The organism is Sporosarcina beigongshangi, from assembly GCF_033485195.1.
In the GTDB taxonomy this organism is placed as follows: Bacteria; Bacillota; Bacilli; order Bacillales_A; family Planococcaceae; genus Sporosarcina; species Sporosarcina beigongshangi.
On the sequence record NZ_JAWLIR010000008.1, the window covers coordinates 58945 to 85516 of the forward strand.

Annotated in this window: 34 protein-coding genes and 1 riboswitch; of the genes, 11 read left to right on the top strand and 23 right to left on the bottom strand. The window is 40.3% G+C overall.

The window, feature by feature from the left end; translation table 11 throughout:
• Positions 1–17: 17 nt before the first annotated feature.
• Positions 18–446: a VOC family protein gene (locus R2B77_RS06100; protein ID WP_203247201.1), complete on the bottom strand. Its 429-nt coding sequence runs from the start codon at positions 444–446 to the stop codon at positions 18–20.
• A gap of 128 nt (positions 447–574) precedes the next feature.
• Here R2B77_RS06100 and R2B77_RS06105 point away from each other — a divergent pair, with 128 nt between their 5' ends.
• Positions 575–1153: a uracil-DNA glycosylase gene (locus tag R2B77_RS06105; RefSeq protein WP_203247200.1), complete on the top strand. Its 579-nt coding sequence runs from the start codon at positions 575–577 to the stop codon at positions 1151–1153.
• Between the two features lie 104 nt (positions 1154–1257).
• Here R2B77_RS06105 and lepB read toward each other — a convergent pair whose 3' ends face one another.
• The 11 genes from lepB to R2B77_RS06160 form a co-directional block, all read right to left on the bottom strand.
• Entirely contained in the window at positions 1258–2043 is a 786-nt protein-coding gene (lepB, locus tag R2B77_RS06110) for a signal peptidase I (RefSeq protein ID WP_203247199.1), read from the bottom strand.
• The gene (locus tag R2B77_RS06115; protein ID WP_203247198.1) at positions 2036–2548 is read right to left on the bottom strand and encodes an RNA polymerase sigma factor; all 513 of its coding nucleotides are present in this window, start codon (positions 2546–2548) and stop codon (positions 2036–2038) included. Before R2B77_RS06115 ends, lepB begins: the two co-directional genes overlap by 8 nt.
• A 118-nt stretch (positions 2549–2666) precedes the next feature.
• Entirely contained in the window at positions 2667–3110 is a 444-nt protein-coding gene (locus tag R2B77_RS06120) for a hypothetical protein (protein ID WP_203247197.1), read from the bottom strand.
• 7 nt (positions 3111–3117) lie between these two features.
• Positions 3118–3450 (bottom strand): ASCH domain-containing protein, encoded by a 333-nt coding sequence (locus tag R2B77_RS06125; protein WP_203247196.1) that lies wholly within the window; start codon positions 3448–3450, stop codon positions 3118–3120.
• 238 nt (positions 3451–3688) lie between these two features.
• A complete protein-coding gene (gene ribH, locus R2B77_RS06130) occupies positions 3689–4153 on the bottom strand; it encodes a 6,7-dimethyl-8-ribityllumazine synthase (protein ID WP_203247195.1) in 465 nt (154 codons plus the stop codon).
• A 12-nt stretch (positions 4154–4165) separates the two neighbouring features.
• On the bottom strand, positions 4166–4804 hold the full coding sequence (ribB, locus tag R2B77_RS06135) for a 3,4-dihydroxy-2-butanone-4-phosphate synthase (protein ID WP_203247194.1): 639 nt from the start codon (positions 4802–4804) through the stop codon (positions 4166–4168).
• A 13-nt stretch (positions 4805–4817) separates the two neighbouring features.
• Positions 4818–5468 (bottom strand): riboflavin synthase, encoded by a 651-nt coding sequence (gene ribE, locus R2B77_RS06140; RefSeq protein WP_203247193.1) that lies wholly within the window; start codon positions 5466–5468, stop codon positions 4818–4820.
• Positions 5469–5657: 189 nt separating this feature from the next.
• Positions 5658–6095, bottom strand: a complete 438-nt coding sequence (locus tag R2B77_RS06145; RefSeq protein ID WP_203247192.1) for a bifunctional diaminohydroxyphosphoribosylaminopyrimidine deaminase/5-amino-6-(5-phosphoribosylamino)uracil reductase RibD — start codon at positions 6093–6095, stop codon at positions 5658–5660.
• A gap of 191 nt (positions 6096–6286) precedes the next feature.
• Positions 6287–6434, bottom strand: a riboswitch (FMN riboswitch).
• Positions 6435–6527: 93 nt separating this feature from the next.
• Positions 6528–7421 (bottom strand): glycine betaine ABC transporter substrate-binding protein, encoded by an 894-nt coding sequence (locus R2B77_RS06150; protein WP_203247294.1) that lies wholly within the window; start codon positions 7419–7421, stop codon positions 6528–6530.
• Between the two features lie 2 nt (positions 7422–7423).
• The gene (locus tag R2B77_RS06155; RefSeq protein WP_203247191.1) at positions 7424–8272 is read right to left on the bottom strand and encodes an ABC transporter permease; all 849 of its coding nucleotides are present in this window, start codon (positions 8270–8272) and stop codon (positions 7424–7426) included.
• The gene (locus R2B77_RS06160) at positions 8265–9527 is read right to left on the bottom strand and encodes a quaternary amine ABC transporter ATP-binding protein (RefSeq protein WP_203247190.1); all 1263 of its coding nucleotides are present in this window, start codon (positions 9525–9527) and stop codon (positions 8265–8267) included. The genes R2B77_RS06155 and R2B77_RS06160 overlap by 8 nt, the downstream gene beginning before the upstream one ends.
• Positions 9528–9998: 471 nt before the next feature.
• Between R2B77_RS06160 and R2B77_RS06165 the strand changes: the two genes are divergently transcribed.
• Entirely contained in the window at positions 9999–10556 is a 558-nt protein-coding gene (locus R2B77_RS06165; protein ID WP_203247189.1) for a GbsR/MarR family transcriptional regulator, read from the top strand.
• A gap of 46 nt (positions 10557–10602) precedes the next feature.
• Here the strand turns inward: R2B77_RS06165 and R2B77_RS06170 are convergent, their stop codons facing one another.
• The 4 genes from R2B77_RS06170 to R2B77_RS06185 form a co-directional block, all read right to left on the bottom strand.
• Positions 10603–11703: a DUF2087 domain-containing protein gene (locus R2B77_RS06170; protein ID WP_203247188.1), complete on the bottom strand. Its 1101-nt coding sequence runs from the start codon at positions 11701–11703 to the stop codon at positions 10603–10605.
• 138 nt (positions 11704–11841) lie between these two features.
• Positions 11842–12285: an OsmC family protein gene (locus R2B77_RS06175; protein ID WP_203247187.1), complete on the bottom strand. Its 444-nt coding sequence runs from the start codon at positions 12283–12285 to the stop codon at positions 11842–11844.
• A gap of 244 nt (positions 12286–12529) precedes the next feature.
• Complete coding sequence (locus R2B77_RS06180) at positions 12530–12997, bottom strand: S-ribosylhomocysteine lyase (protein WP_203247293.1); 468 nt, start codon at positions 12995–12997, stop codon at positions 12530–12532.
• A gap of 323 nt (positions 12998–13320) precedes the next feature.
• Positions 13321–14085: a FixH family protein gene (locus R2B77_RS06185; protein WP_203247186.1), complete on the bottom strand. Its 765-nt coding sequence runs from the start codon at positions 14083–14085 to the stop codon at positions 13321–13323.
• A gap of 165 nt (positions 14086–14250) precedes the next feature.
• Between R2B77_RS06185 and R2B77_RS06190 the strand changes: the two genes are divergently transcribed.
• The 3 genes from R2B77_RS06190 to R2B77_RS06200 are packed head-to-tail and all read left to right on the top strand — an operon-like array spanning position 14251 to position 16916.
• Entirely contained in the window at positions 14251–14925 is a 675-nt protein-coding gene (locus R2B77_RS06190; protein ID WP_203247185.1) for a response regulator transcription factor, read from the top strand.
• Between the two features lies 1 nt (position 14926).
• The gene (locus R2B77_RS06195) at positions 14927–16342 is read left to right on the top strand and encodes a sensor histidine kinase (RefSeq protein WP_203247184.1); all 1416 of its coding nucleotides are present in this window, start codon (positions 14927–14929) and stop codon (positions 16340–16342) included.
• 1 nt (position 16343) lies between these two features.
• The gene (locus tag R2B77_RS06200) at positions 16344–16916 is read left to right on the top strand and encodes an SCO family protein (RefSeq protein ID WP_203247183.1); all 573 of its coding nucleotides are present in this window, start codon (positions 16344–16346) and stop codon (positions 16914–16916) included.
• A gap of 37 nt (positions 16917–16953) precedes the next feature.
• Here R2B77_RS06200 and R2B77_RS06205 read toward each other — a convergent pair whose 3' ends face one another.
• Positions 16954–17598, bottom strand: coding sequence for a VTT domain-containing protein (locus R2B77_RS06205; RefSeq protein ID WP_203247182.1), 645 nt, complete (start codon positions 17596–17598; stop codon positions 16954–16956).
• Positions 17599–17989: 391 nt separating this feature from the next.
• Between R2B77_RS06205 and R2B77_RS06210 the strand changes: the two genes are divergently transcribed.
• Positions 17990–18808, top strand: a complete 819-nt coding sequence (locus R2B77_RS06210) for a GNAT family N-acetyltransferase (RefSeq protein WP_203247181.1) — start codon at positions 17990–17992, stop codon at positions 18806–18808.
• 49 nt (positions 18809–18857) lie between these two features.
• On the opposite strand, the gene R2B77_RS06215 is transcribed toward R2B77_RS06210, so the two are convergent.
• From R2B77_RS06215 to R2B77_RS06230, 4 genes are read right to left on the bottom strand one after another with little or no spacing between them, the layout of a single operon-like run.
• A complete protein-coding gene (locus R2B77_RS06215; protein WP_203247180.1) occupies positions 18858–19262 on the bottom strand; it encodes a disulfide oxidoreductase in 405 nt (134 codons plus the stop codon).
• Positions 19252–19896, bottom strand: coding sequence for a DsbA family protein (locus R2B77_RS06220; protein ID WP_203247179.1), 645 nt, complete (start codon positions 19894–19896; stop codon positions 19252–19254). The genes R2B77_RS06215 and R2B77_RS06220 overlap by 11 nt, the downstream gene beginning before the upstream one ends.
• A 53-nt stretch (positions 19897–19949) precedes the next feature.
• Positions 19950–20804 carry a M56 family metallopeptidase gene (locus tag R2B77_RS06225; RefSeq protein WP_203247178.1) on the bottom strand — a complete coding sequence of 285 codons (855 nt, stop codon included), beginning with the start codon at positions 20802–20804 and terminating at the stop codon, positions 19950–19952.
• A 3-nt stretch (positions 20805–20807) separates the two neighbouring features.
• Positions 20808–21221, bottom strand: coding sequence for a BlaI/MecI/CopY family transcriptional regulator (locus tag R2B77_RS06230; RefSeq protein WP_203247177.1), 414 nt, complete (start codon positions 21219–21221; stop codon positions 20808–20810).
• A 167-nt stretch (positions 21222–21388) separates the two neighbouring features.
• On the opposite strand from R2B77_RS06230, the gene R2B77_RS06235 reads away from it, so the two are divergent.
• From R2B77_RS06235 to R2B77_RS06250, 4 genes are all read left to right on the top strand, one after another.
• Entirely contained in the window at positions 21389–22330 is a 942-nt protein-coding gene (locus R2B77_RS06235) for a VOC family protein (protein ID WP_203247176.1), read from the top strand.
• Positions 22331–22413: 83 nt separating this feature from the next.
• Positions 22414–22710, top strand: coding sequence for a hypothetical protein (locus R2B77_RS06240; protein ID WP_203247175.1), 297 nt, complete (start codon positions 22414–22416; stop codon positions 22708–22710).
• Positions 22711–22788: 78 nt separating this feature from the next.
• Positions 22789–23109, top strand: coding sequence for a general stress protein (locus R2B77_RS06245; RefSeq protein ID WP_203247174.1), 321 nt, complete (start codon positions 22789–22791; stop codon positions 23107–23109).
• Between the two features lie 126 nt (positions 23110–23235).
• Positions 23236–23604 carry a hypothetical protein gene (locus tag R2B77_RS06250; protein WP_203247173.1) on the top strand — a complete coding sequence of 123 codons (369 nt, stop codon included), beginning with the start codon at positions 23236–23238 and terminating at the stop codon, positions 23602–23604.
• Positions 23605–23655: 51 nt separating this feature from the next.
• Here R2B77_RS06250 and rlmN read toward each other — a convergent pair whose 3' ends face one another.
• A complete protein-coding gene (gene rlmN / locus R2B77_RS06255; protein WP_203247172.1) occupies positions 23656–24720 on the bottom strand; it encodes a 23S rRNA (adenine(2503)-C(2))-methyltransferase RlmN in 1065 nt (354 codons plus the stop codon).
• A 220-nt stretch (positions 24721–24940) separates the two neighbouring features.
• On the bottom strand, positions 24941–25123 hold the full coding sequence (locus R2B77_RS06260) for a hypothetical protein (protein WP_203247171.1): 183 nt from the start codon (positions 25121–25123) through the stop codon (positions 24941–24943).
• A 302-nt stretch (positions 25124–25425) separates the two neighbouring features.
• Here R2B77_RS06260 and R2B77_RS06265 point away from each other — a divergent pair, with 302 nt between their 5' ends.
• Entirely contained in the window at positions 25426–26541 is a 1116-nt protein-coding gene (locus tag R2B77_RS06265) for an alpha-hydroxy acid oxidase (protein ID WP_203247170.1), read from the top strand.
• Positions 26542–26572 lie beyond the last annotated feature (31 nt).

The window sequence follows — 26572 nt, forward strand, 5'->3', positions numbered from 1 at the left end:
GTACCATATCCTTCAAATTACCCGAATGTTTCGCCACTGTCCAGACTTAATTGCCACTCAATACCAAATTTGTCCGTTATTTGCCCATAACATTTGCTGAAAAATGTTTCTTGCAGCTCCAAGTTTACTTTGCCGCCTTCTTTCAGCTTACTGAACACAGATTTAATTTCATTCTCGTCTTTACTGACAACTGCAAGTGTAATGTTATTTCCTAGCGTAAAAGGTGATCCTGGAAAAATATCCGAAAACATCACATTGCTACCACTGATATTAAGTCGTGTGTGCATCACTAAATTCTTCGCTTCTTCTGGCAAAGGATACTCCGGATTAGGTGGTCCTTCTCCAAACGTCATAATTTTTGGGGCTTCTGTTTCAAAAACCTCTGCATAAAACATCACTGCCTCGCGACAATTCCCATTAAAATTAAAATAGACATCAACTGCCATTTCCCTTCACTCCTTCGTTTTTCATCACTAAGCCTACTTTATCATTTATCTGAATAGATTCAAATAGACCACACATAATTGTTCCCCAAAATGGAGATAATAAAACATAGTGGAAGGAGCTGATATAGATGTCTGATTTTTGCCCGACAATATGGCCAGAAGAACCAGTACCTGATAACGCAAAAGACTGTTGTGAATGCGGGCTTGATAAACATGGAACGCGTATGGTTTGGGGAGAAGGGAATCCAGATGCTCCCATTCTAGTTATTCTCGATAATCCGGGAGCGCGAGAAGACCGTGAAGGCAATGCTTTTATTTGCGGAACACGGCAAACCTTACAGCAAACAGTCAATGAAGCTGGATTGAAAACGGAAGATATGTATGTGACCTTCATCCTAAAAAGAAAACCTGTGCGTGCTTATGATAAAGACCAAACACGCCAAATATGTATGCAACATTTAGAGCAACAAATACAAATGAAAAAGCCAGAGCTTATTCTTTGTCTAGGCAATGTCGCAGTCCAATCCTTTTTTCGAAATCCAAAGGCTGACGTGAAATCATTACGCGGACAATGGCATAACATTCAAGGCTACCCCACTGCTGTGGCTTATCATCCCCTTGCCGTTCGACGACGACCTAATTTGAGGGCTTTATTTTTAGAGGATTTAGCGTTTGTTGCGGAGCGATTTCGTAGTTTAACGCTTTAGTGGATTTCGTGTTCCATAAAAAATGTGTATGGGCCTAGTAAAGCAAATGGAATGATTTCACGGAAGCCGCTATAGCGGCTTCTGCTACCCCTCCATACTTAGTATCAACGATCATATCCTAGCACTTTTCCCTCGACGTCACTTAAAGATATTGGTCCAAAATGACGACTGTCAACACTCCTCCACCATTGATCCCCTAAAACAAACACCGAGCCTTCAGGAACTAAAATAGACTCCATATTTTCTTGAAAATCTTCTTCGTTCATCATGGTGTTTTGAGAACTAACTTTTTCAAAATACTCTTCCATTGCCATTCCTCTCACAGTTGGAATTGAGTAAAAGGCTTCGAGTTTCTGATTATTAATAAAGACTTGCCCCTTTTTAATTTCAATTTTCTCCCCAGGTAGGCCAACAATTCGTGATAGTTGATGTTCTTTCAAATTTAATCCAGAATTTTCGTTCGAATAGACAGGCATTTTAAAATAGACGATATCTCCTCGCTTGAAGTTTGATACTCCAAGGTCTATTACAATTCGTTTATCAGTACCGGTGGTTTCATAATCATGATTTCCTCGGTCCATATTATCGATTCCATACTCAACTGTGAACATATTCGCCGTTACTTCAACAATAGGAATTTCCAGTTCGGTTTGATCGTCAATAATGGATTTCCCACTACCTAAATTAGGTACATACTCAAACAGCGTCAAAACTAAAAACAAGGCAACTACAGAAACCACTACACTAGAAGCAATCATCGGGAGTATGCGCAATTTCTTCTTCCTGCTACGATCCTCCAATTTATTAAAACTAGCCACCCGTGCAATATCGGTTCTCTCAAGATCCTTCAACTTGTCAAATTCCACATCATATTCGTCGAAATCACTCATCGATTCTTCCCTCCCGTTCTAGCATTTCTTTTTTCAGTGCAGCAAATGCCCGCGCCATTGTCGACTTCACTTTGGTCTCCGTCCAACCCAATATATATGCCGTTTCTTTAATCGAACTTTCGTTAATTTTTCGTAAAAGAAGTACTTCACGATAGTCCTTCTTTAGGCTCGCCAACGCATTGTAAAGTCTTTGAGTGCTATCCTTTTTCAAGTATTCATCCTCTGGAGAAAAACTAATCGCATCTGTGACTTCCTCTTTCCCCATACTAAAAAACTGAATGATTCTCTTACGCCTAAAATGATCATAAGTTGCATTTTTTGCTATTTTAAGTAACCATGTCGATAGACTTGCTTGCTTCTGAAAGGTATGCAGATTTTTAAATGCCCGATAAAATGTCTCCTGCGTCAAATCTTCCGCCAACTCCTTCTGACGGACTTGTAAAAAAATATATCGATAAATGCGATCACTATGTTCAAGGTAAATTGACTCCTCACTTTGCTCCACTGTCCCACCCCCTTTCCTATCTAGACGAACAACACCATAAAAGGAATCGATAAAGAATATAAAAAAGATATGCACCTGCAAAGGCGCACATCTCTTTCTATGTATCACAAATATTTATTCACCAAATCATCGGCTTTTGTACCATCAGCCAAAGCATGAGGAGCATTAGCCCAAGATAAACCCATGACGTGGTCATCAACCTTTTAAGAATATCGGTTTTATCGGCATCAGGCTTATGAAACCGGCGCAACACAATTGTAAAGCCTTTTGATAAGAAAACACCTGATACAAGTAAAACAGCAAGCGTTAGAATCACCCATGATGTAGTCCATGGATAAGGTCCAAAAATCAGTAGCAAGACACCACTAACTACAAGGACATGCCCTGCGTGCATAACGATTCGAATGACAACCTTAATTACGGATAAGTATGCTTGTTCTATGCCAGCTTCAACACCATGTAGACGCTTGATAACCGGCATCAAAATTGTTAACGGACCAATGGACAGAACTGCACTCAGCACATGGAGAAAAACAATTATTCCGTAGATTTCCGATTTCATCTCACGATTACTTCGCTATCGGGCTAAATTCATGGACCCACACGCTCATCGTCGGAATCCATGGCATTTTTGCATGCATAGACAAAATCGCTTGTTTGTACTCCTCCATGTTCGTATAGCCCTCTTGCTTTGCGTGTTCGTCCGTCATTTCACCAAGTGTTTGTGAATAAAGTGCATCCACCTTAAACTCTTGACCATCCAGTACCATAATCTCTCCCGGATAAGCGTACACACCATTGCGGCGCGTAGCCGTCTTTTGACCATTCAATACTTTTTGAACATCCTCTGGGATTGTAACTAGTTTTTCAATTGAGCATGTCTTTTCTGGAAAAGCAGTCATCTTAAATCGCTCCTTCTTTTACAATAACTTCTATCTTTATCATAACGATTTTCATTCGTTTTTGCGACAATTCAAAGGCTGTAATCACATCGACATAGCGAAAAAAATATTTTCAGACACGTATCGTTCACATTTATTCCACATAAAGTTCACTCTCACCAGCTTCTGATTTCTGGAAAGAACATAAGATCAATAGAAAGGCTCAACCCATTAATTGCAGCTGAGCCCGTCCTATTCTTTATATTTGTTTCAATAAATTCGCCATTTCAATAGCAGACGCCCCTGCATCCCAGCCTTTATTACCGGCTTTCGTCCCTGCGCGTTCAATTGCCTGCTCGATTGTATCTGTCGTTAAGACACCGAAGATAACCGGAACGCCTTCTTGCATATTGATGGCGGCCACACCTTTTGCCACTTCATTACACACAAAATCGAAATGTGGTGTTGCGCCACGAATTACTGTACCAAGCGTAATGACAGCATCATATTTCCCCGAAGCCGCCATTTTCTTAGCCACAAGAGGAATTTCATAAGCACCCGGCACCCACGCAACTGCCGTATCACTTTCAGCAACACCATGACGACGCAATGCATCTTCCGCGCCATCTAATAATTTTCCAGTAATAAATTCATTAAATCTCGCAACAACGATTCCAATTTTCAATCCTGTTCCAACTAAATGTCCTTCGTAAATTGTTCTCATCATAAATCCCCCTTAAAATTCAATATCAGCGATATGCTTGATACGTTTTTCATTTTCTTCGCAATAGGTAATCAGTTCCTGGATCGTCAAAATAACAAGATTCAATCGTTCCGCAATCTCTTTCAGCTGCGGCCCACTTGCCATCGTTCCATCGACATTCATAATTTCACAAATAACACCGACTGGTTCTGCTCCAGCCAGCCTAGCTAAGTCAACAGCAGCCTCCGTATGGCCGGCCCGTTTCAGGACTCCGCCCTCTTTTGCAATCAACGGAAAAATATGTCCCGGTCTTCTAAAATCGGTTGATCCTGCATCACTCCCAAGCATTTTCAATACGGTCTCTGAACGTTCAAACGCGGAGATTCCGGTGTGACTTTCCGAATGATCAATGCTGATGGTAAATGCAGTTCCGTGCACATCACTATTATTTTCTGTCATGAGCCCAAGTTCGAGCTGCCGTGATTTCTCCTCATCTATTGGCACGCAGATTAGTCCACGACCCTCCGTTGCCATAAAGTTAATCATTTCAGGTGTAGCAAATTCCCCGAGTGCAACAAAGTCCCCTTCATTTTCTCGGTCCTCGTCATCAACGACGATAATCGCTTTCCCTTTTTTCAGTTCCTCGACTGCTATTTCAACAGTAGTATACATCTGTCGTCCTCCCTTAACCGAGGAAACCACTGGTGATGAGTGTATCCATAGTTAAACCACCAGCCGAATTCTCTTTGTTTGTAGTCATTAGCCGTTCAATATATTTTGCGAGCATGTCACATTCAACGTTCACTCGATCCCCAGTCCTTTTCCTGCTTATGATTGAGTCATCTTGTGTGACTGGGATGAGTGAGATGATAAATCCTTTATCCGTCACACCAAAGACAGTCAGTGAAGTGCCATCCACTGTTACAGAACCCTTTGGGATAAAATACTTTAACAGATTAGCATCCACGTTGATTTCCACATACACCGCATTTTCTTTCTGTCTAATCGATATAATTTCGCCCGTGCCATCAACATGTCCACTGACTAGATGACCACCGAAGCGACCATCCGCCGCCATCGCTCTCTCTAAGTTGACGGGACTTCCCGCACGCAATGCTTGGAGTGTTGTCGCCTTAACTGTTTCCGGCATGACATCCGCTGTAAATTGGTTGCTTGAGAAGTGTGAGACCGTCAAACAAACACCATTCACTGCAATACTATCTCCTTTTTTAACATCGCTTAGCACTTTGCTACAACGGATCGATAGTTGCAATGAATTCGTCGCTGGCCTTACCGCTGAAACTGTTCCGATTTCTTCAATAATTCCAGTAAACAATTACTGTCAATCCTCCTTCACGAACCTGGCACTCAATCGAATATCATCCCCGATTTGTGGCACATCTAAAAAACGGAGTGATTCGTCATCCGGTTCCTTGTATTGTCCATGAATAAAGAAGCACCATGGCTAATTAATTTCCGACTCTGATCAATTGCGTCTCGTCGTAATATTGCTGTTGTTGGCATCCTAGGATGCCTGTCTAAAGATAATTCGAATTGGATTCTTTCCACCATGGGGCAAACGGGTGGTGAGGAAAGGGTTATCATGAAGTACGGTTTGTATGCCGACCAAAATAGCATCATGGGTATGGCGGAGGTGATGGACATCGGTTCTTGCTGCATCCGAAGTAATCCATTTGCTGTCCCCAGTCTGCGTTGAAAGACAACCGTCGAGAGTTGCGGCGGCTTTCAAGGTGACATACGGCTTCCCGTAGTAATTAATAAGGTGAAAAAATGCTCGATTCATCTGCTCTGCCTCTTCCTGTAAAATGCCGGTGATAGCTTCCATTTCGGCAACTTTAAGAAGCCCGATTCCTGTTCCATTGGCGAAAGGATTCGGTGAATTCTGTCCTCTTGCACTGTACGCAAGTCCAAGAGTAATTCCCATACAATATCTATGGTCCATCAGCATTCCCCCTTTCACTGTTATGAAAGGGCAGAGATCAATTGCGCCTCGGCGTAATTGCGTCCAGAGTTTGAATCGAGCTTGCTCGATTAACTCCTTTCAAAATCTGTGACATCCGCCGGAGGCTTTAACTTGCTTGAGTAGGATTTAATCCTACTCAAGCAAGTTAAATAAGCATAGTACATATAGTCAAACAGCTTCTCCCATCCAGACTTTAACTGTCGGTGCCGGAATTTCACCAGCTCCACCGCCTTCCAAATAGGAAGGGCGGGTCACGGACTAACGAGCAATCGCTCGATCACCGCCGGTAAGGAATTTCACCTTGCCCCGAAGAGTTTTTCTAAAACGTACTGATGATAAGATAACATATTACCCTCATATAATCAAAAAGACTCAACTCCATTTAACTGGAACTGAGTCTTTTCATGTTACTTATTTCTTCAAATCTTCAATTGATGTAATGTCCATATACGCCGGCACAACAAGTCCTGTTTTAACGCCTTCCATGTTAACACCAAGCTCTTCAAACTTGCCATCAAATTTTTCTGCATACGTTTTATGTGTCAATGGTAACCATGCTGCAAGCGATGCATCTGCACTACCATCTGCTACCGCCGTCCATAAAGGACCTGCTTCAACTTGAACCAACGTTACAGTATACCCCATATCTTCTAACACTAATTTAATCACATTATGGCTAGCAATTTCGCTATCCCATGCCACATAAGCTAGTTTAATTTTATCGCCATCTACTTTTTCTACGCCTGCTGTCCATTCCGCTACTTTATCCGCGTTCGCATCAACCCAATTTTGTGCAGCAGCTTCTTCTTTTTCGCCTTCTTGGATAGCAATCATCACTTCACCCATATCAGCTTCTGTCCAGTTGAACTGCGACAAAATTTTATGTGCTTCTGGTAAATCTTCTGCCAGACCGAGTCTACCGATCGAACGAATTTGTTCCTCTTCACCGTATACACCTTTTGGATCTTCAAGGTATTTCAAATCATATTCGGCGAACTTCCAATGCGGTGTCCAACCCGTTACGACGATTGGCTCTTCTTTATCATAAGCTTTTTTCAACGCTGCCGTCATCGCCGCACCTGAGCCTGTTACCAGGTCATATTCATCTAAGCCATACTCTTCAATAGCCTTCTCTGTAGCTTCCATAATACCTGCACCTGGGTCAATCCCAGTAATTTTATAGTTCAGTGATTCGCCGACAGATTTTGTTGAATCCGTCCCTGCTTTCTCATCATCGTTCCCACATGCTGCAAGTCCAACCGCCAGTAGAGCAACCGCTCCAAGTCCTAATACCTTTTTTGTCAATTTCATAATGTAGTTCCCCCTTGTTTTTTCTTTCCTGCGTATTGTGTAACTCGGTCCAAAATAATGGCCACAATAACAATTGCTAGACCCGCTTCAAACCCAACGCCTGTTTTTAATTGTGTAACAGCCCGGTACACTTCCTCACCGAGACCCGGTGCACCAACCATTGATGCGATGACGACCATAGATAAACTCAGCATAATGCTTTGATTGACGCCGGCCATAATCGTCGGTTTAGCTAGTGGTATTTGTGTCTTTATTAACCGCTGCCACGTTGTAGAACCAAATGCTTCTGTTGCCTCGATCAAATCTTTTGGCACTTGCTCGATACCTAGCATTGTCAGACGAATCGTTGGTGGCATCGAAAATATAACCGATGCAACCACTCCTGGAACAACACCAATATTGAAAAAGAAAATTGCGGGTAACAAGTAAACAAACGCAGGCATCGTCTGCATCAGATCCAAAATAGGATTAATGATCTTACGCGCACGTGCTTGCTGTGAACCCCAAATACCAAGTGGAATGCCTATCACAATAGCTATCGCTACAGATGTAACGACAAGTGCTAGCATCTGTAACATCGGATACCAATAGCCTAAATAATCGATGAACAGCAAACCAACCAGTGACATCAGAGCAATCCGCCGCGTGGAAATTAGCCACGCAAGCAAGGAGAATAGAACGGCAAGCAGAATCGATGGTACCATATTAAGTCCTTCAACTGACCCTTCAACAATCCCCGCAAGTAAATCCGCAATACCATCAAACACAGTACCAAACGTGGTCACAAGCCAGTCGACACCATTATCGATCCAGTCCGCAAACGGTAGACGAGGTAAGTTATTCATTTGATTTCACCTCCGAATCGTTTTGCTCGACGGAATCAACAACACCATCATTATTAATAAACTGATTGTCGCCAGCTAATGCCCCAATCAGTGCACCGCGAATAATAATCCCTTGTAGCTTATTATCTTCATTTACCACAGCCACAGGTATCGTCGCTGTTGAAACAATGTCAAATAGGTCAATCAGCAATGTATCCGCAGATATCATTGGAAGATCGGAGATGAGAACCGCATCCAACGTTTTACCTGATTCAACTGCATCTACCGCATCCTGCGCTGTTACCGCACCGAGTAGACGATTTCCTTTATCCACTACATAAATAGAAGAAATCCCAAGACGTTTCATCAGTCGAAGCGCAACCCTAGGTCCGCGGTCGATTTGGACTGTGTCAGCTTTTATCATAATGTGACCTGCTGTCAACACCTTCGATAAATCTACATCCTCAACAAAACGTTCAACATATTCATTTGATGGGCTCATTAATATTTCTTCGGGCGTCCCAATTTGAACGATTTCTCCATCTTTCATCAGTGCAATTCGATCGCCAATGCGTAAGGCCTCATCCAAATCATGGGTAATGAAGATAATCGTTTTTCCCATATCATTATGAAGCTGTAGCAACTCATCTTGCATATCTTTTCGAATGAGTGGATCAAGTGCGCTAAACGCTTCATCCATTAATAATATATCGGGTCCATTCGCTAATGCTCTAGCAAGACCAACACGCTGCTGCATCCCACCACTTAATTGGTTCGGATACTGGTCTTCATATCCAGCAAGACCAACTAGTTTCAAGGATTCTTTAGCCTTTTCCTGACGTTCTACTTTCGCTACGCCTTGAATTTCTAGCCCATATTCCGTATTTTCAAGAATCGTCTTATGAGGGAAGAGCGCAAAATTTTGAAAGACCATACCAATTTTTTTACGTCTCACTTCACGAAGCTGTTCTTTATTCATCTTGACGATGTCCTCGCCATCTAGCAAAATCGTACCCATCGTCGGGTCAATCAAGCGGTTTAGCAATCTGACAAGCGTCGATTTCCCACTGCCGGACAAGCCCATAATGACAAATATTTCACCTTCATAGACATCAAAGGATGCCTTTTTCACACCGACTGTCGCTCCAGTCGCTTTCAATATTTCACTTTTCGTCTTTCCTTCGTTGAGCAGCTGTGCCGCTCGTTTACTGTTTTTGCCGAAAATCTTCGTCGTGTTGTGCACTTCGATTTTTTTTATGGCAATTTGATCACTCATGCGTACACTCCTTACAATTATCAATTACTCCGTGGCTTAATTGCGTCCAAATTTTGAATTGTGCTTGTGGCTTACAGGATGCAGGTATTCAACCATCATCAATCGAACAGCGAACGGTTTGATTGGCCGTATTTCTGCGTACTTTGCAGAAACTAAGGCACTTTTAGGACGCGGCGCTCTTTGGTTGCCTTCCTTAACTCCCTTCAAAATTTACGACATCCGCCGGAGGCTCAACTTGAATCAGCAAAGAGTTTGAACTACCTCTGATTCAAATTAAAGCTTATGAATGTTTACTAGTATAGACCTATAAAAAAATAAATTCAACCGTTAAGACCAAATTAATCGTTTGTACAGTAAAAACTGTTTTAGTTATAATAATTATAAATTGCTTTTTTGGAGTCAATATAATACGCTAGAAGAAAATAACTGGGTTGGTTAACGAATGCCGATGACAGTGGAGGGAAAACTAGCATGAACGGTAAAGAAAGACTTGAAAAAACGCGTGAACGGATTATTGAATCCATCGCACAAAATATACATCTTTATGGCCTGACACCTTCTTCTGGAAGGCAGTTTGCCACTATGTTTTTTCATAATGAGCCGTTGACATTAGATGATATGACGGAAGAACTCGGGATGAGCAAAACGAGCATGAGTACTTCTGTACGGGCATTATCCGATTTAAAATTAGTCGAGCGCGCTTGGAAAAAAGGCGTCCGAAAAGATCTTTATCAGGTAACCGATGATTGGTACCAAAGCTTTATTGATTTATTTTCAATTAAATGGAGAAAATCGGTTAACCAGCATTCAGTCGCAATTAGAAGGTCGTTAGTAGAACTAGAAGAATTAGTGGTGGACCCATCTATTAGTGATGAAGTAAAAGAGTTGGCCCATATAGATATTGAAAAGTTACAGTATATGCGTGATTACTACGAATGGCTCGACCGACTTGTCGATGCCTTTGAGGATCATGATATTTTTAATCTCGTACCGATTAAAAAACCACAGCCAGGCACTTTAGAAAAGTGATCATGCAAAAAGACGGCGCCAGGGTTAAACCTGAGCACCGTCTTTTTTACAACTCTTTTTTCACTCCATTATACCCACTATCTCCAAATGGCTGTAATTCCTCTAGCCATTTATCCAACAGCTTCTCAAGGATTTCCTTTTTACTTTTCCCCTTCCAATCTTTTTCATCTACGGTTTCTAGTTCTATAAATTCAAACTGTTCTTTTCCACAGGCATTCCAATCCGCTTGAAGATCTTTATGCGTACTGACACCATTATTTAAGCTGAATTTCAATCCGTTTAACGTTTTAAAATTCGGCGTAGAGCCGACAAATATTTTTCCGTTGGTCAAATTCTTGATTTGAAAGACTCCATAACTCGGTTTCTCTTCTTTCGCCTTCAATTTCATTTCTTTCTTAAAATCCATTTCGCTATCCTCTCCATCTTCTAAATTAGACACAAGGCGATATTCACTTCCTTCACTATTACGCGTCAACAGGCCCCGATCGATGAGCTCCCGCCGTAACAGCATATAATCCTCGTAAACCTCCACTAATACTTTATTGACTTCCTTTTCTGTATAAACTTTCTTTGGATTAAATAGCAGCGCTACTTCTGCTACCAACTGCTCTTTTTCATACTCTTTTAGTTGATACGATACCAAACGACCATCCTCTTCAGAAAAATAGCGCGTCAATTCTGCAGGAGGTTCAAAAGATTTGCCAATCGGCTTATTATTTACCGGTTCAATCGACTGCAATTCTTGCTGTCTCAATAAATTCATGACAGCCACAAGTGTTTTTGCCTGTTTTTCCTTTTTCCTTAACGCAAAACGATGATTACGAATGGTTGACAGACTACCGATTTGTAGTTCCTGCTGAATATCTTTATCTGACTTCCCTGCGTAAATCAGTAACAGTAGTTTCGTTTGCTGATCGGACAGACCCGTATTTTCCCTTCCTCCTGACAATAGATGTTCAAAAATTGAACCATGCGCTTCTTCGATATGATGCTCCATATAACGCCAATCTTCATAAAGTACCTCTCCGACAGGGTAAATGACTCCCTTAGCAACCCTTTTATCACAAAGGAGACAGCAGTAATCGTGCTTCTCTTCCGTATAGCCTTTTTCCATCACTCCCACAGAAACACCTTCTAAGTTATTCACAATTAACATAAACACCTTTCGTTTAAATCTATATAATCATAGATAATTATATATTTCATCTATGTTTTTATCAACTTCTTTTTGGACGAAATAAAAAACCGTACTCTATTGTGCACGGTTTTCCTTTCATTCTCTATTTTATTTGCTCACTACTAATTCCAACCCGATGTCGACATTTCCCTTGATAGCTCGACTAATCATACATGTGGTTTCCGCTTTTTCAGCTAATCTTTGCGCGAGTGCTTCATCTTTTTCCGTTGCATCCGCTTTCAACACAATATGCGGTTTATGGATAATTTTCTTGTAAGTAATGACACCATTCGTCACATCTACAACACCGACGGACTTCATCGTCAAAGCCTCCTTCTCTAGCTTACTTCTCTCCATCATAGCTGCGAGTGTAATGATATAACAAGTGGCCGCCGCTCCTAATAGCATTTCATCTGGATTGGTACCAATCCCCGGTCCATCCATCTCTGGCGGAATCGACACCTCTGTTACTAAATTCCCCGTTTCTATTGTCCCCACATCATTCCGCAAGCCAGGCCAGTTCGCTGTTAAATGAAAGTAATGCTCTGCCATTATAAATCCCTCCAACAAAAGTTTGTATAATGACTCCCATTATACAATGAATCACTGATATTTCCTCAAACTTCCTCTGATTGAAATGCTTTTCTAGCATCCATCCCCCGCTAAGGAGAAGTGGAACTAAATTTCTCCTTAGCGGGGGACTTCTGTAGCTGTCGCTTCGCTTTCAGTACAAACACATTTGCTGAGTCAAGTAAAAAAAACCATTCACAACATCGTGAATGGCTTCTCTTCTCTATTAATCCGCAAAAATTTGACGCCACTCCTCTTTCTTCGCTAGCATCTCTCTCGCTAATTGTTGTGCACCTTCTAAGCTATGGCTCGCTGCCCATCCACACTGCACTTCATTGCACGCTGGCACTTCTGTTGCAACGACTACATCTTCTAACGTCTTTTCTAAAATAACCAAAATATCCTCGTAATCCTCATGGTTAATGACAGATAAATAAAAACCTGTTTGACAGCCCATTGGACTCAAGTCAACCACTTGATCTGAATGATTACGAATATTTTCTGCCATTAAATGTTCAATCGAATGCAAAGCAGGCATTTCCATATGTTCTTTGTTCGGCTGTTTAAAACGAACATCATATTTATAGACGACATCTCCATGATTCCCTTGTTTCGTACCTGCCAAACGAACAAACGGCGCAGCAACCTTCGTATGATCTAGATTAAAACTTTCCACATTCATTTTCATCATCATCATTCCCCCTATTGGTTTGTCAGATCCTCTATATGTTGAACTAATGATTCTATGTAATCTCCAGCGAAGGCGTCGACTGGGGTAGCCGAAGCGATAAGACTGATAGTGGTTTTCTATCAGGCTTATTGCGGGAGGCATCCCCAAGCGCCAAGCATTATAGGTAAGATTCTTTATTTCAATGTATAGAGTCACTAAATTTACTATTCCGACTTAATTACTCTACTTAATAATCTAGTTATACCATAATTCTAATTTGAATGCCAACTCACTTTATTCAGAATTAAAAAACCTCCTGACATATTCGTCAAGGAGGTCACACATGTTTATTCAACTTCAATTGTATACACTTCATGCTCGTGCAAGTCTTTGTCGTCTTCAACGTGAATTTGTACGCTGAACGCTCCAGCTTGTGCAAATGTATAATCAGAAGCGTATTCACCTGCTTCTGATTCTGTAGCGTCAATCCAATCATGTTTATCAGGATTCGCTTCGTCCCATATTTCATACCGAACTCGTGCTTGTTCAAGCGGTTTCCCATCGACCTGTAAATGAACGACAAGTCCAATTTCACTCGCTGACTTCACATTTTCAGGCTCTGTGAAATGCATCGAGAATCCTTCTGACTGCCCATGATGGTCTTCACTTTGATGCCCTTCTTCATCGTCATGCTCTTCTACATCCTGTGCACCGCTACCAACAATCACTTTTTTCATCGGCATCGTATGCAAACCTCTTGCCGTTACATGCACTTGAACATGGAAAACACCATCATGATCGAAGGTTGTTTCAGCTGTATACAAACCGTCTTTTTCATTGACGGATTCCATCTTCACACTATCCTCTTTCTTGCCTTCTTCCCAAATTTCAAATAGAACTTCGTCTGCATCTTCTACTTTTTCATCCCCATGTGTCACGACTGCCGCCATGCTCACAGGTCCATTCACTTCAACTTCTTCAGTCACGGTCAAATCTACAATAATCGGTTGAGGTACTGCATCAGCAACAACTTCCTTTGATTTCTCATTACCACATGCCGCCATCGTCGCCAGCACTAGCCCCACCATTAACAACCATAATTTTCGTCTCATTCAAGTTCCCTCCGCTATCGTATTACTTAACGTACCACAGTAAATTCAGTATGATTATATAAGGAAAGTAAGAAGTAATTGTGAAGTCCGAAGTTTCACATAGTCTTCACATCTTTTTGAGAAAATAATGGATGGATAAATCTCTTATCAAAGTGAGGTTATTTTATGAATAAATCAACGATTATGATTATAGACGATGAAGAACAAATGAGGCAATTGATTCGAACATTATTAGAAAAAGAAGGATACACAGTCGTTGAAGCGACTGATGGTGTGCACGCGTTGTTTTTAATCGACAAAACTGCTCCGCAGCTTTTAATTGTAGACGTGATGATGCCCTATATGGACGGCTTTACCTTTGCACGTGAAGTGAAGCGTAGCTCTAACGTTCCACTCATTTTTTTATCCGCCAAAGGTGAGGAATGGGACAAAGTACAAGGCCTAAAGCTAGGCGGTGATGATTATATCGTCAAACCATTTTTACCCGATGAACTTCTGGCAAGGGTGGAATCTGTCTTAAGGCGCTCCTACCAACATAAGCCGCTTAGCGATATTTTGAAAATCGGGCCGATTGTGATTGACACCGAGGCGCATACTGTAACACTCAATGGGACACCATTATCTTTAACACCGAAGGAATTTGGCATGCTCCATTTACTTGTGAAAAATAAAGGTCGCGTCTATACACGCGAACAACTATTGCAGCTTATTTGGGGAGAAGATCATCAAAGTAGCGCAAGAACCGTTGATACACATATAAAGACATTACGACTCAAAATGGGCAGTGAAGGAGATCTAATTGAAACCGTCTGGGGTCTTGGCTATAAGTTTGAGGTGTAACATGAAAAACATAACTTTAAGTAAGAAAATCCTCGTCGTGCTCGGCGCTAGTATCGGTTTTTCAATTTTATTTTCCTTTTTCTTCATTTACTATTTGTATTCAAAATTATATTTAACAAGTATTGAGGAATCTATCGTCTATCAAGGACAAAAAACGGCAGCTCATTATCATTTTGGGGAATTAAGTGAGGATATCATCAATAAAATCCAATGGTACAACGTCATTTCAGAATACGAAATTATTGTTGTCGATAATTTGGAGGAGCTTACGACTTCATTTCCTTACAAAATCAATTATGAATCGCTTGTTGACGCTGACGACCTACCCATTCTAGAACAAGGGTCATTTGTGATGAAAGAAGGATTTGTCGAAGAGCTTGATCGTGAAATAATTGGAGCAATTTTCCCAATTAAAGGAGAAGGTGGACTTCTTGGCTTCATCTATATTTATGTACCTCTTGCAGCCATTCAAGACGTATTCCAAGAAAGTATTCCTCTTCTAATTATTGTAGGTGTCTTATTTTTCTTCATACTTTTTCTTGTCGTCAATCGCGTATGGCAATCTTTATTCAAGCCTATTCAAGAGCTACAGCGACTTTCTGTTGAAGTGTCGAAGGGCAATTACTCAAACCGTATTGAAACCGTTAGCCAAGATGAGCTCGGTCAATTGACGCAAGCATTCAACTCCATGAGTCAATCGCTTGAGCAGCAAGAGATTCGTAAGAAGGAGTTCATCTCCAATATTGTCCATGAGCTGCGAACACCATTAACGTATATCGGCGGCTATACGCATGTGCTAAAGGAAAAAATCTACTCATCTCCAGAAGAAGCGGAAAATTATTTAAGTACAATCGAAAAAGAAACAATCCGACTCAATAAGCTGATCAACGATTTAATCGAACTGAATCATTTACAAGAAGATATGTATTCCATTGATAGCCAACCGATCGCTATCGCGCAATTACTTGTCGATACGATTGATCTTTTCACTATTCATTTCACCGAGAAAAATTTACGTTTGGATTTAAACATTGGGGAAGACCTTATTATTATGGGTGATTCAAAAAGAATTCAGCAAGTTTTTTACAATACAATCGACAATGCCATTAAGTATTCCGTTGCCAATGGGACGATTGCTATTACACTGAAGGACGAGGACAACTTTGTTCAATTTAGATTAGTGAACAAAGGAACACATATCAATGACGAGGATCTTAAACGGATTGGCGAGCGCTTTTTCCGAACAGACAAAGCACGCACCCGGACAACAGGTGGAACCGGCTTAGGCATCACTATCGTCAAAGAGATTATTCGCCTTCATAATGGTCAGTTTACAATAACTAGCGATGCTAATTTAGGAACAACCGTCACAATTCAATTACCTGGTTTACCAATCGATGAGAAAGAAGATATCTAACATGAAAAAAATAAACGGTCTACTGTTTTCTATTGTCTTCCTGCTACTGCTTTCAGCTTGTGGTGCAAAACCTTTAATGAGTAAACCTGTGTCAGCTTTCTCTTTTACAGATCAAGATGGACAAGCCTTTGGAACCGAAGAGTTAGCCGGTAAAGTTTGGATTGCCGATTTTATATTCACCGAATGTCAGACTGTTTGCCTACCCATGATGTTTGAAGCTGCTACCTTACAGAAACAGTTCGAGGAACAAGGTCTACAAGTCGAATTTGTCACCTTTACGGTGGATCCTTTAGTTGATTCACCAGAAGTATTAAAGGAATACATCAGTCAATATTCGGACGACGAGTCCAACTGGCATATGCTCACTGGCTATTCCCAAAAAGATATTGAAGAATTTGCGATGAATGAGTTCAAAACAATTATTCTCAAACCTGAAACATCTAATCAAGTTCTTCACGGCACTAACTTCTATCTGGTCGATGAGCAAGGTGTTATCATCAAAGAATATAATTACGTTGATTCCTCTTACGCAGAACAATTAATGAAAGACATTAAAAAAATTCAAACTTATTAAAAACAGCTCTCGGATTTCGAATCCGAGAGCTGTTTTATTATTTATTTTGCAAACGTGATTTCACAACGCTTATCAGAACAGGTAAAACAGATACAAAAATAATGAGTAAAATGACTGTTGAAAAATTCTCTTTAATTAGGGGATAATTGCCAAAGAAATAGCCTGCTATCGTACAAATCCCTACCCAAAGAGCTGCACCCAAAACATTATATAAAAGGAAATAGCCATAATTCATGCGACTAGCCCCTGCAACAAATGGGATAAATGTGCGGATAAAAGGCATAAAGCGTGCGATTACGATTGTTTTACCACCATGTCGATTAAAGAAATTTTGAGCCTTGGTCATTTTCTCTTGATTGATCATTCTGCCCATAAAGCTATTCGGCGGGATTGACATTCCTACTTTTTTACCAATTTGATAGTTTACTGTATCACCAATGACAGCTGCCACAAAAAATACAATGATGAGCAAAACAATGTTAAAAGCATCCATCGCCGCTAGTGCCCCACTCGCAAATAATAAGGAATCACCCGGTAAAAAAGGGAAAATAACAATGCCTGTCTCCACAAAAACGATTAAAAATAAAATCACATACGACCATGAGCCAAATTGTTGAATGATTTCAACCAAATGCTGATCGATATGCAAAATAAAGCTAATTAAGTTCTGAATGATTGTCATATACGTACTCACTTTCACAATTATTTGTTAAGTCTGTTGTTTCTCAGCGCAATTGCGTCTAGACTTTGAATCGCGCTCAACTAGACTACCATCAATAAAGGACGACAAGAACTTAGTGTGAGTTCCCCTTTTCAGCAGACGTTTCGCTTTCATTACAAAAATAGTTAATCAATTACGCCTCTGCGTAATTGGACTTATAGGAGTGGCGAACTTCTCTAGCTGACGCTTCGCTTTCAGTACAAACACATTTGCTGATTCAAGTTAAATGAAGTTAAAACAGCCTTATTCATCATACTTCTTTCTATGAAAATTGTCACGAAACAGATTAACCTAGCCACTCCCCCATTTTTTCATATATAGTAATAGTATCTTATGATAAAGGGGAAAAAACATGCTAACTAGTGAACAATTACATGCTATTGAAGTTCTTCAAAAAGAATGCGAGCACGCCGATACTATTCAATTAAAACTAAACTGGGATATGCTACGGCAAAGAGATGATTTAAGTATGGATTTTTTCTACGAAGAAAATGGACAACTCATTGCTTATTTAGCTTTATATGGTTTCGGCTCATCAGTAGAAGTTTGCGGGATGGTCAAGCCAAGTGAAAGAAGAAAGCATCACTTTTCGAGCCTTTGGAAACAAGCACTTCAAGTGATTGAAGATAAAGGCTTTCAGAAGATTTTATTGAATGCACCAGCCTCTTCGATACCCGCTAAGGAGTGGCTTGCAGCCCAACCATGCACGTATGAATTTTCAGAGTTTCAGATGCAGTGGGTGCAACGATCACTTGAAGCAAGTGAAGATATTGAGCTACGTCAAGCAATATCTTCCGATTCTGCCTTTGAGATACAACTTGATGTACTTGCCTTCCAAATGAGTGAGGAAGATGCATGGCATCATTATGAAGATGTCAAGAATAGGACAGAGGAATACCGTTTTATCATCGTAGCTGAAGGCAACGACGTCGGCAAAATCCGTGTTAGCAAAATAGATGGAGAAGCGTATATCTATGGTTTTGCTATTTCACCAGAATTCCAAGGCAAAGGCTATGGTGGGAAAGCGCTCCGCAATATCGTCAAGCAACAACATGATGCAGGGTATAATATCGGACTTGATGTCGAGGCAAAAAATAGCCATGCCCTTCGGTTATATGAAAATATTGGATTCGTGAGTGTTCAAGCACAAGATTATTATTTGTGGAATTAACATAGCCTCCCCTGTTCACTTGGGGAGGCTATCCTATGTTCAATTCATCTTACTTATGTTTCCGTAATATTAACATGAGGATTGTTATCAATGTAAATGCAATAAACGCTAAAAATGGAATCGTCACTAAACCAAACCAGTTAATATATTGTCCTGAACACGGTACTCCACTCGTACAGGTGCCGAATTCATGCAAGGAAGGCAACTTTTGCAATGCATAATGATAGCTGGAAACAACCATGCCGATGATTGACATTGGAAGAACGTACTTATAAATTTCTCGGTCATTGCGATAAAATGCGAGACCTAAGAAAAGAACCAGAGGGTACATTAAAATACGCTGATACCAGCATAATGTGCATGGCACAAAGCCCATTCGCTCACTAAAGAACAAACTTCCTACCATCGCAATAATCGACGTCAACCAGGCAAATAGCAACGACTTACTGACCACTAGCAGCTGACTCTTCCGCCATTTTTATAAAATCATTTATCGTACTGCCATTAAATTGCTTGCCGCCTATAAAGATTGTCGGTGTTGATGATACACCCAAGCCATTAGCCGTCCTCATATCCTTCTCCCAAGCTTCTTTGCCCTTACTTTCCCCGAAAGCTACCATCACTTTACTCGTTTCCTCTTCACTTGCAACTTTCGCCAGCATTTCTTCCAAGGTAGCATCGTTAAATAAAGTCGGTTGTCCTGATTCTGTTGTTTGATTGGCAAACAATAAGTTATGGAATTCCCAAAACTTATCATTGCCCAGTTCTTTGTAGACCGTTTCCGCAAACTGTGCCGCTGTCGTTGAATCCGGGGCAATAAAGGAGAAATTCATAAAGTAAAACTTCGCTTTTCCTGTTTTAACTAACTCCTCATAAATAATCGGAAAAAGTCTATCATTAAAATCTTTACAGCTTGGGCATTTGTAGTCACCGAACTCAACAATTTCTACCGGAGCCGAGGCTTCCCCTAAAAATGGCTGCCCTTCATAGTCAATAACGACTGACTTTTCATTCACATTCGTTAACATAACAATTCCAATGATACAAACAGCAACTAGACCTATAATCCAAAATATCCTCTTGTTCATAGTAGAACACTCCTAATTCAAACTACATAACGTAGTGTAATGGGCCGAAAAATTTACGCCAATGCTAAGGCGTAAATAAATAATGTACAAATGACGCTAAAAATCGTTAACGATAGGATCGTGGTCTTCATCGGAAGCTTCCAATCAATTTCTTGTAATGGATCCAAAATATAGTCAATCCGATAATTGACAGACGTATCTGCAAATGATGCATAAGCAAACGGCATTTTTTCTTGTTTGCTCACTTTTAGCATCTTTAACAGTGCACTACCTAAGTTGACAGAAGTCTGTTGTTTTTCGATTGCATATTCATCCGCCAGCAATTCCTTCACAATTCTATATTTTTGATTACACCACTTTAGAATCGGAATATACCACATTGTGGACGAACAAAGAGTCATCAAAAAGATGTTAAGTGGATCACGATGTTCTTTATGATACATCTCATGTGAAATGACAGCCTTTAATTCATCCGCTGTTAATAGACTCATCAAACCTGTCGATAAGACAATTTGAGGCCGTATAAATCCCATCGTAATTGCCAGTGGTGTAGGATGCGAGATGACCATAAATGCATCTTGCCCTTCTCCATACGTTCGATTCATATCGATTGTAAGCCTATTTTCTCTGTATTGCTCAAATCGTTTTTGCATACGAACAGCATGATAGAATTGTGATGCTATTTTCCACAGTGTAAAAAACAAGGTATAAATGACGAGTACATCAAGTACATAATCAAGCGAGGACAACCCTATCGCTTTCAGCCAACTATGACAGACGGCAACAAGGTTATACCGTACGTTCCAGCCAGCTATCATTGCGATGAAGTACAAACCCATTTGCAGAAAAATAGTTCCCGAAATGATAAGTGACACGATGAGCATGATAGATGATTGACGTTTGAACATAGGCTACATGTCCTTTTTCAATTCTTTAATTTTCGCCTCAAGTTTAGCGACAAGATCATCATCTACATCTTCCAGAGCATCTAACATATGACTGACGACAACACTTCCGAACTCGTCCATCAGCTCATTGGTCATTTCCTTTGATTGCGTATTCAAAAACTCATCTCGCGAAAGAATCGGTCTATACATAGATGATCTCCCCGCTGCCCTCTTTTGAAGAATGCCCTTATCGACTAATCGATTCATAACCGTCATGACTGTGTTGAAATTCGTTAATTTTTCCTGTTCAAGCACTTGTTGGACATTTTTAATGGTCATTTCTACATCGTTCCATAAAACGTCCATAATTTTCGCTTCAAGCGGTCCGAAAAAACGATTCAGCCCACTTTCATTCATTTTGAATTTACGGATTTTCATGACTTGCTCACCTCACACTACTCATTGTAGTTTGATAGTGTTATCTCGTCAAGAATTGTTAATTACAAATAGTTCAATTAACAAATTTGTAACATCTTCTAGCTGAAGTTTAACTGAAAGACTGTTACACTACGTCAAGTAGTCTATTTAAAAAGGAGAACTATACAATGAAAAACAAACGAATCATTATTGGCATTGTCGTTTCAGTGGTTTTAGTCATTTCACTTATTGCCCTGCTGACTAATAAAAACTCAGCTTATGAAACATATGATACGGACACCCTACCTCGAGTAGGAGAAGTATATCTAGTCGTCTCTGATCTTGAGCGTTCTGTTAAATTTTATCAGCATATGATTGGGTTTGATATTTTAACGCAAGAGGCGAACAAAGTGACATTAACGGCTGATGGATTCACTCCTCTACTCCTATTAGAAGAAGTGAATAATTCCGTGGAAAGGCCCCCTGGAACAACGGGTCTCTATCATTTTGCAATTCTGTTTCCGGATCGGCCAAGTTTAGCCAATGCACTCCTCCATTTAGCCGAAAACGAATATCCTGTCCAAGGTGCAGCCAACCATCAATATAGCGATGCCCTCTATCTTGCAGACCCGGATAATAACGGGATTGAACTTTATGTGGACTATCCATCTGAAAAGTGGGAACGTGATGCCGACGGCGGCTATGTAGGTGGATCATATCCAATTGATATTGAGGGATTGGTTAATGAGGCGAACCCTCCTTGGACAGGCCTACCGGACCGCACACGGATTGGGCATATGCATTTGCAAGTTGCTGAACTTGAACAGGTCGAGCAATTTTACGTAGACGGTTTAGGATTTACTATTACGAGTAATGACAATGGCAGCTTGTTTATCTCAAAAGACAATTATCATCATCATATCGCGTTGAATATATGGTCGGGCATTGGCATACCTTCACCACCAGAAAACGCAAGAGGCTTGAAGAAGTTTATAATCTTTTTCACCCAGCAAGAGATGGATGAAGCGGAAGCTCAACTCAAACATCTGGATATCCCCTTCGATACCAGCAATGGAACACTTTCTGTTGTAGACCCTTCTGGCAATGCTATTGAAATTAGAACAAGATAAAAAACTTTCTGCCATTCGATTAAAACTGTTATGATATGCTTATATATTTTCCGTCACGGGCATCTTACTAGTGGAGGGATCGCATGCATACATCAAAACATCAAGCCATTTGCACAATTACATATCATCTAGTCGAACGTATTGCTGGTTGGTATGATCAAACAACAAATCGTACCGCTCACTACATTCATCTATATGCCGATTCAATTTCAACCACCAAAAACAGCTTCAAATTAGAGCATGTATTGGATATGTCCTATAAGCCTTTTTCTGGCGGGGCTGGATTGTTTTATTTGCATACAAACCAAGGTGTATTTATGTTTGAGATAGATACCGACCCGACTTCTTTCATTCAAGCATATAGAAAGTTACGGCAATGATTTCCTTTTTCAATGTGTTTAAAATCGAGTCTTTATTGGCAATGATAACATGGACAAATAAACGGGAGGGAATTTTCATTGCCAATCAAACGAACTGTAGAAAATGGGCTACAAGCAAAGAAAGAAATTGATGATTTAGTCACGAAAGGGTATACGCATGATGATATCTACGTGTTTGCACATGATAAAAAAAGAGGCAATCATATTAACGATGCCCTCGACACAGAAACAGTTAGCATGAAAGACCAGGGGTTCCTCAAAAGCATGAAAAACATGTTCACTTCTCGCGGTGATGAATTGCGGAGTAAAATGGAAGCCGCAGGTCTATCGAAGGAAGAAGCTGCAGCTGCTGAAGAAGAGCTCGATCAAGGTAAACTCATCATTATTGCTAAAAAATAACCAATCCCATTCGTCTCCCCCCGGCGAATGGGATTTTCATTGTTTCGTCTTTTTGGCAATACAATGCATTCAGTGGCGCAATCTACCCTTCTTTCGGTATGATAGTATTGAAAGAAGGTGCAGTTTATGGATAACAAATTATGGAAGATTGGTTTTTTTACAGGACTAACGTCTTTCGTTCTTCTCATACTTGGCGTACGTACTGTTTTGGGACAAGAGCTTGAATGGAGAAATTATTTAGCGTTCGCTATATTCGGATTAATTGTAGGCGTTTTTTCTACCCTTTTGCTATTCTACAAATTGAACATTGCTTTTCGAATTTTCATCATTGCTGTCGCAATTGGATTCGTAGAGCTTTTCCGTAATTTCTTGATGAATAAAGATGGCTTTGGTGACCTGGCAGGCATTTTGTCTTTATTCATCATCACTTCATTCGGATTAGGCATCGCCTTCATGGTCCAAGCTGTTGTGATTCTCACGCGAAAAAATAAATAACAAAAAACGCATCCGTATGAACCTTTGGATGCGTTTTTGTTATTCATCGAATCAAACCACTTTTTCTTTCTTAATCTGCTTACTGCGTAACTGTCCACATGCTGCGTCAATGTCTGTCCCTTGTTCGAGGCGGACACCGCCATTTATGCCTTTTTTACGAAGTGCTTTGTAAAATGCATCAATCGCTTCTGGTGTACTACGGCGATATTGGTCATGTTCGTCAACTGGATTGTACGGAATCAAGTTGACGTAAGATAGATGGCGTTTATTTTCAAGTAGTTTTCCTAATTGCTGCGCCTCTACCACATGGTCATTAACGTCTTGTAGCATGATATATTCAAACGTAATTCGACGGTTTGTCGTTTCCAAGTAATAATCGATGGAATCCATCAATGATTCGATCGGGAATGCTTTGTTAATTTTCATAATACGTGTACGCAAATCATTATTTGGCGCATGCAAAGAAACGGCCAAGTTAACTTGGATATTTTCATTAGCAAATTCTCTAATTTTATGTGGATTTCCACTTGTCGATACCGTAATATGGCGCGCACCGATTGCTAGTCCTTTTTGGTCATTAACGACACGAAGGAAATCCATCAAGTTCTTGTAATTGTCGAATGGTTCGCCAATGCCCATGACCACAATATGACTGACGCGATCCTCTTGCTCTTTTGCATCAAGATGGAACTGTACTTTCATAATTTGTTCCACGATTTCGCCCGCATTTAAATCGCGGCTCTTTTTCAATAATCCACTAGCACAGAAGCTACAGCCAATATTACAGCCGACTTGTGTTGTCACACAAACAGAGTGACCATAAGGGAATCTCATCAGTACCGTCTCAATGAGATTGCCATCCTGCATTTTAAATAGGAACTTAATCGTTCCATCCGCCGACTCTTGCTTCACTGATAGCTCCAATGTTTGAATTGCAAAATTGTCTTCCAACAATTGAATACATTCTTTATTAACGTTTGTCATTTCCTCAAAACTTGTGACACGCTTTTTGTACAACCAATCCCAAACTTGAGATGCCCGGAATTTTTTATGTCCTCGCTCTAATAACCATTCTGTCAGTTGTTCCATCGTTAATCCATATATAGAATTTTTCATAAATACTCCTCTTTTCAAAAAATGCAATTCTCATATTATACTACAGGAAATGGCGAATTGGAACAACTAATTTCATTCATACAAAATAACGTCCTATTATCCGCGTTCCTCTAGCCACAAAGTTAAGCTGTTTATTTATTTCTCAAATGGCCATAAAAAAATAAGAATAACCCGTTATTTCTTAGGTTATCCTTATTTACTTTACTACTTGCTTGCACCATCAATTGACACTATTTTTTGTTTCTTTTTCCTGCTTGATCTTTACCGCAACTGTTACGATATTTAAAAAACACAATACAGTGAAAAAGATTCCAAAACCAATTTGACCTTTTTCAAACCTAGTAAATGCGAAATAAGCCATGAATAATATAAGTGCAAGATCGATATATTTTGATTTCAACATCATCAAGTCCCCCTTCCGCTTGTCTTTGTTTATACAAGTATAACAGCTTCCTACAATTTATCATTCTATTATATATTGATCTTAATGATTCTATATTTTCCAGCCAAAGCGCCTTACCTGGGTAAGCGTTGTGAGTAGGGTTCTTACTTTCAACATATATCGTAATGAAAAAGTTTATTCATACTAAAGCAAATACAAATTCAATTATGTACTTGCTTTTTCATTATTCAATCATGTAAAGTTTACTCAACTATCAATAGTACCTAAAAGTTCACGTAACTACTTAGAATGGTGGGCACACAATGAGAAAAAAAACCGATCTGATTCCACGTTTTGAAAGCCACCTGGAATCACAAGCATCTGAAAAACTAAGAAAAGAAGCCTTCGACTACATTGCTAGAGGAGCTGGTGTGGAGGCAACCATGCAAGAAAACCTCCATGCTTTCGACAAGTGGAAAATTCGTCCACGCGTATTACGTGATGTATCCAAGATCGATTTTTCCGTTTCCCTTTTTGATCAATTAATACAAACGCCGCTGCTTCTTGCTCCAATTGGTGTGCAACGTATTGTCCATCCCGATGGTGAACTTGCCACAGCAAAAGTTGCTGGGACTTTTGCAATCCCCTACGTCGTAAGTAGTGCAGCATCGTATTCCATGGAAGAAATTGCACAGGTACTCGACAACAACACGCGGTGGTTTCAGCTTTACTGCTCTCTTGAGGACTCCGTTACAGAAAGTCTTATTAAACGTGCGGAAGCGAGCGGTTACAGTGCCATCGTCGTTACAGTCGACACCCCTGTACTCGGTGTTCGCAAAGCGGATCAACACAATAATTACTCGCCTCTTTTCGAAGGTAATGGCTGCGGCAACTATATTTCTGATCCTGCATTTTGTCAGTTGCTAGAAAAGTCACCTTCTGAAGATCAAAAAGCAGCTTTCCAGAAACAAATTGATATCATCGATAGACCAGGACTCCATTGGGATGAATTACAAAAAATACGTTCTTATACAAAATTGCCGATTTTACTAAAAGGTATTTTACATCCAGATGATGCACAGCTTGCCCTTGAACATGGAATCGACGGAATTATCGTTTCCAATCATGGCGGACGACAATTGGATCACTGCATCTCATCATTGGATGCACTTCCTGACATTTGCCACGTTGTAAAGGGACGCATTCCGGTCTTACTAGATAGTGGCATCCGTAGTGGGGTCGATGTTTTTAAAGCACTAGCGCTTGGTGCTGATGCAATCTTACTTGGTCGCCCCTATATTTATGGATTAGCTGTAGACGGAGAAGCAGGTGTACAGCAAGTAATCGAAGAGATTCTTCATGAGTTGGAAGTATCTATGGCACTTGCTGGTGCACGCACTATTCATGAAATTAATGAGCAGTTACTTATAAAAGTATAAAAAAATGGTAAGCCCTTCAACCCATGAAGTG

Excerpts from the sequence above, each read along its gene's own strand:
- R2B77_RS06210 (WP_203247181.1), top strand. The coding sequence starts at position 17,990 with ATGCTAACTAGTGAACAATTACATGCTATTGAAGTTCTTCAAAAAGAA.
- R2B77_RS06225 (WP_203247178.1), bottom strand. The coding sequence starts at position 20,804 with ATGTTCAAACGTCAATCATCTATCATGCTCATCGTGTCACTTATCATT.
- R2B77_RS06235 (WP_203247176.1), top strand. The coding sequence starts at position 21,389 with ATGAAAAACAAACGAATCATTATTGGCATTGTCGTTTCAGTGGTTTTA.
- R2B77_RS06105 (WP_203247200.1), top strand. The coding sequence starts at position 575 with ATGTCTGATTTTTGCCCGACAATATGGCCAGAAGAACCAGTACCTGAT.
- lepB (WP_203247199.1), bottom strand. The coding sequence starts at position 2,043 with ATGAGTGATTTCGACGAATATGATGTGGAATTTGACAAGTTGAAGGAT.
- R2B77_RS06250 (WP_203247173.1), top strand. The coding sequence starts at position 23,236 with ATGGATAACAAATTATGGAAGATTGGTTTTTTTACAGGACTAACGTCT.
- R2B77_RS06220 (WP_203247179.1), bottom strand. The coding sequence starts at position 19,896 with ATGAACAAGAGGATATTTTGGATTATAGGTCTAGTTGCTGTTTGTATC.
- R2B77_RS06125 (WP_203247196.1), bottom strand. The coding sequence starts at position 3,450 with ATGACTGCTTTTCCAGAAAAGACATGCTCAATTGAAAAACTAGTTACA.
- R2B77_RS06190 (WP_203247185.1), top strand. The coding sequence starts at position 14,251 with ATGAATAAATCAACGATTATGATTATAGACGATGAAGAACAAATGAGG.
- R2B77_RS06165 (WP_203247189.1), top strand. The coding sequence starts at position 9,999 with ATGAACGGTAAAGAAAGACTTGAAAAAACGCGTGAACGGATTATTGAA.
- R2B77_RS06265 (WP_203247170.1), top strand. The coding sequence starts at position 25,426 with ATGAGAAAAAAAACCGATCTGATTCCACGTTTTGAAAGCCACCTGGAA.
- R2B77_RS06155 (WP_203247191.1), bottom strand. The coding sequence starts at position 8,272 with ATGAATAACTTACCTCGTCTACCGTTTGCGGACTGGATCGATAATGGT.
- R2B77_RS06205 (WP_203247182.1), bottom strand. The coding sequence starts at position 17,598 with ATGACAATCATTCAGAACTTAATTAGCTTTATTTTGCATATCGATCAG.
- R2B77_RS06185 (WP_203247186.1), bottom strand. The coding sequence starts at position 14,085 with ATGAGACGAAAATTATGGTTGTTAATGGTGGGGCTAGTGCTGGCGACG.
- ribB (WP_203247194.1), bottom strand. The coding sequence starts at position 4,804 with ATGTATACTACTGTTGAAATAGCAGTCGAGGAACTGAAAAAAGGGAAA.
- R2B77_RS06240 (WP_203247175.1), top strand. The coding sequence starts at position 22,414 with ATGCATACATCAAAACATCAAGCCATTTGCACAATTACATATCATCTA.
- R2B77_RS06100 (WP_203247201.1), bottom strand. The coding sequence starts at position 446 with ATGGCAGTTGATGTCTATTTTAATTTTAATGGGAATTGTCGCGAGGCA.
- R2B77_RS06180 (WP_203247293.1), bottom strand. The coding sequence starts at position 12,997 with ATGATGATGAAAATGAATGTGGAAAGTTTTAATCTAGATCATACGAAG.
- R2B77_RS06160 (WP_203247190.1), bottom strand. The coding sequence starts at position 9,527 with ATGAGTGATCAAATTGCCATAAAAAAAATCGAAGTGCACAACACGACG.
- R2B77_RS06145 (WP_203247192.1), bottom strand. The coding sequence starts at position 6,095 with ATGGACCATAGATATTGTATGGGAATTACTCTTGGACTTGCGTACAGT.
- R2B77_RS06230 (WP_203247177.1), bottom strand. The coding sequence starts at position 21,221 with ATGAAAATCCGTAAATTCAAAATGAATGAAAGTGGGCTGAATCGTTTT.
- R2B77_RS06195 (WP_203247184.1), top strand. The coding sequence starts at position 14,927 with ATGAAAAACATAACTTTAAGTAAGAAAATCCTCGTCGTGCTCGGCGCT.
- ribH (WP_203247195.1), bottom strand. The coding sequence starts at position 4,153 with ATGAGAACAATTTACGAAGGACATTTAGTTGGAACAGGATTGAAAATT.
- rlmN (WP_203247172.1), bottom strand. The coding sequence starts at position 24,720 with ATGAAAAATTCTATATATGGATTAACGATGGAACAACTGACAGAATGG.
- R2B77_RS06175 (WP_203247187.1), bottom strand. The coding sequence starts at position 12,285 with ATGGCAGAGCATTACTTTCATTTAACAGCGAACTGGCCTGGCTTGCGG.
- R2B77_RS06120 (WP_203247197.1), bottom strand. The coding sequence starts at position 3,110 with ATGAAATCGGAAATCTACGGAATAATTGTTTTTCTCCATGTGCTGAGT.
- R2B77_RS06200 (WP_203247183.1), top strand. The coding sequence starts at position 16,344 with ATGAAAAAAATAAACGGTCTACTGTTTTCTATTGTCTTCCTGCTACTG.
- R2B77_RS06260 (WP_203247171.1), bottom strand. The coding sequence starts at position 25,123 with ATGTTGAAATCAAAATATATCGATCTTGCACTTATATTATTCATGGCT.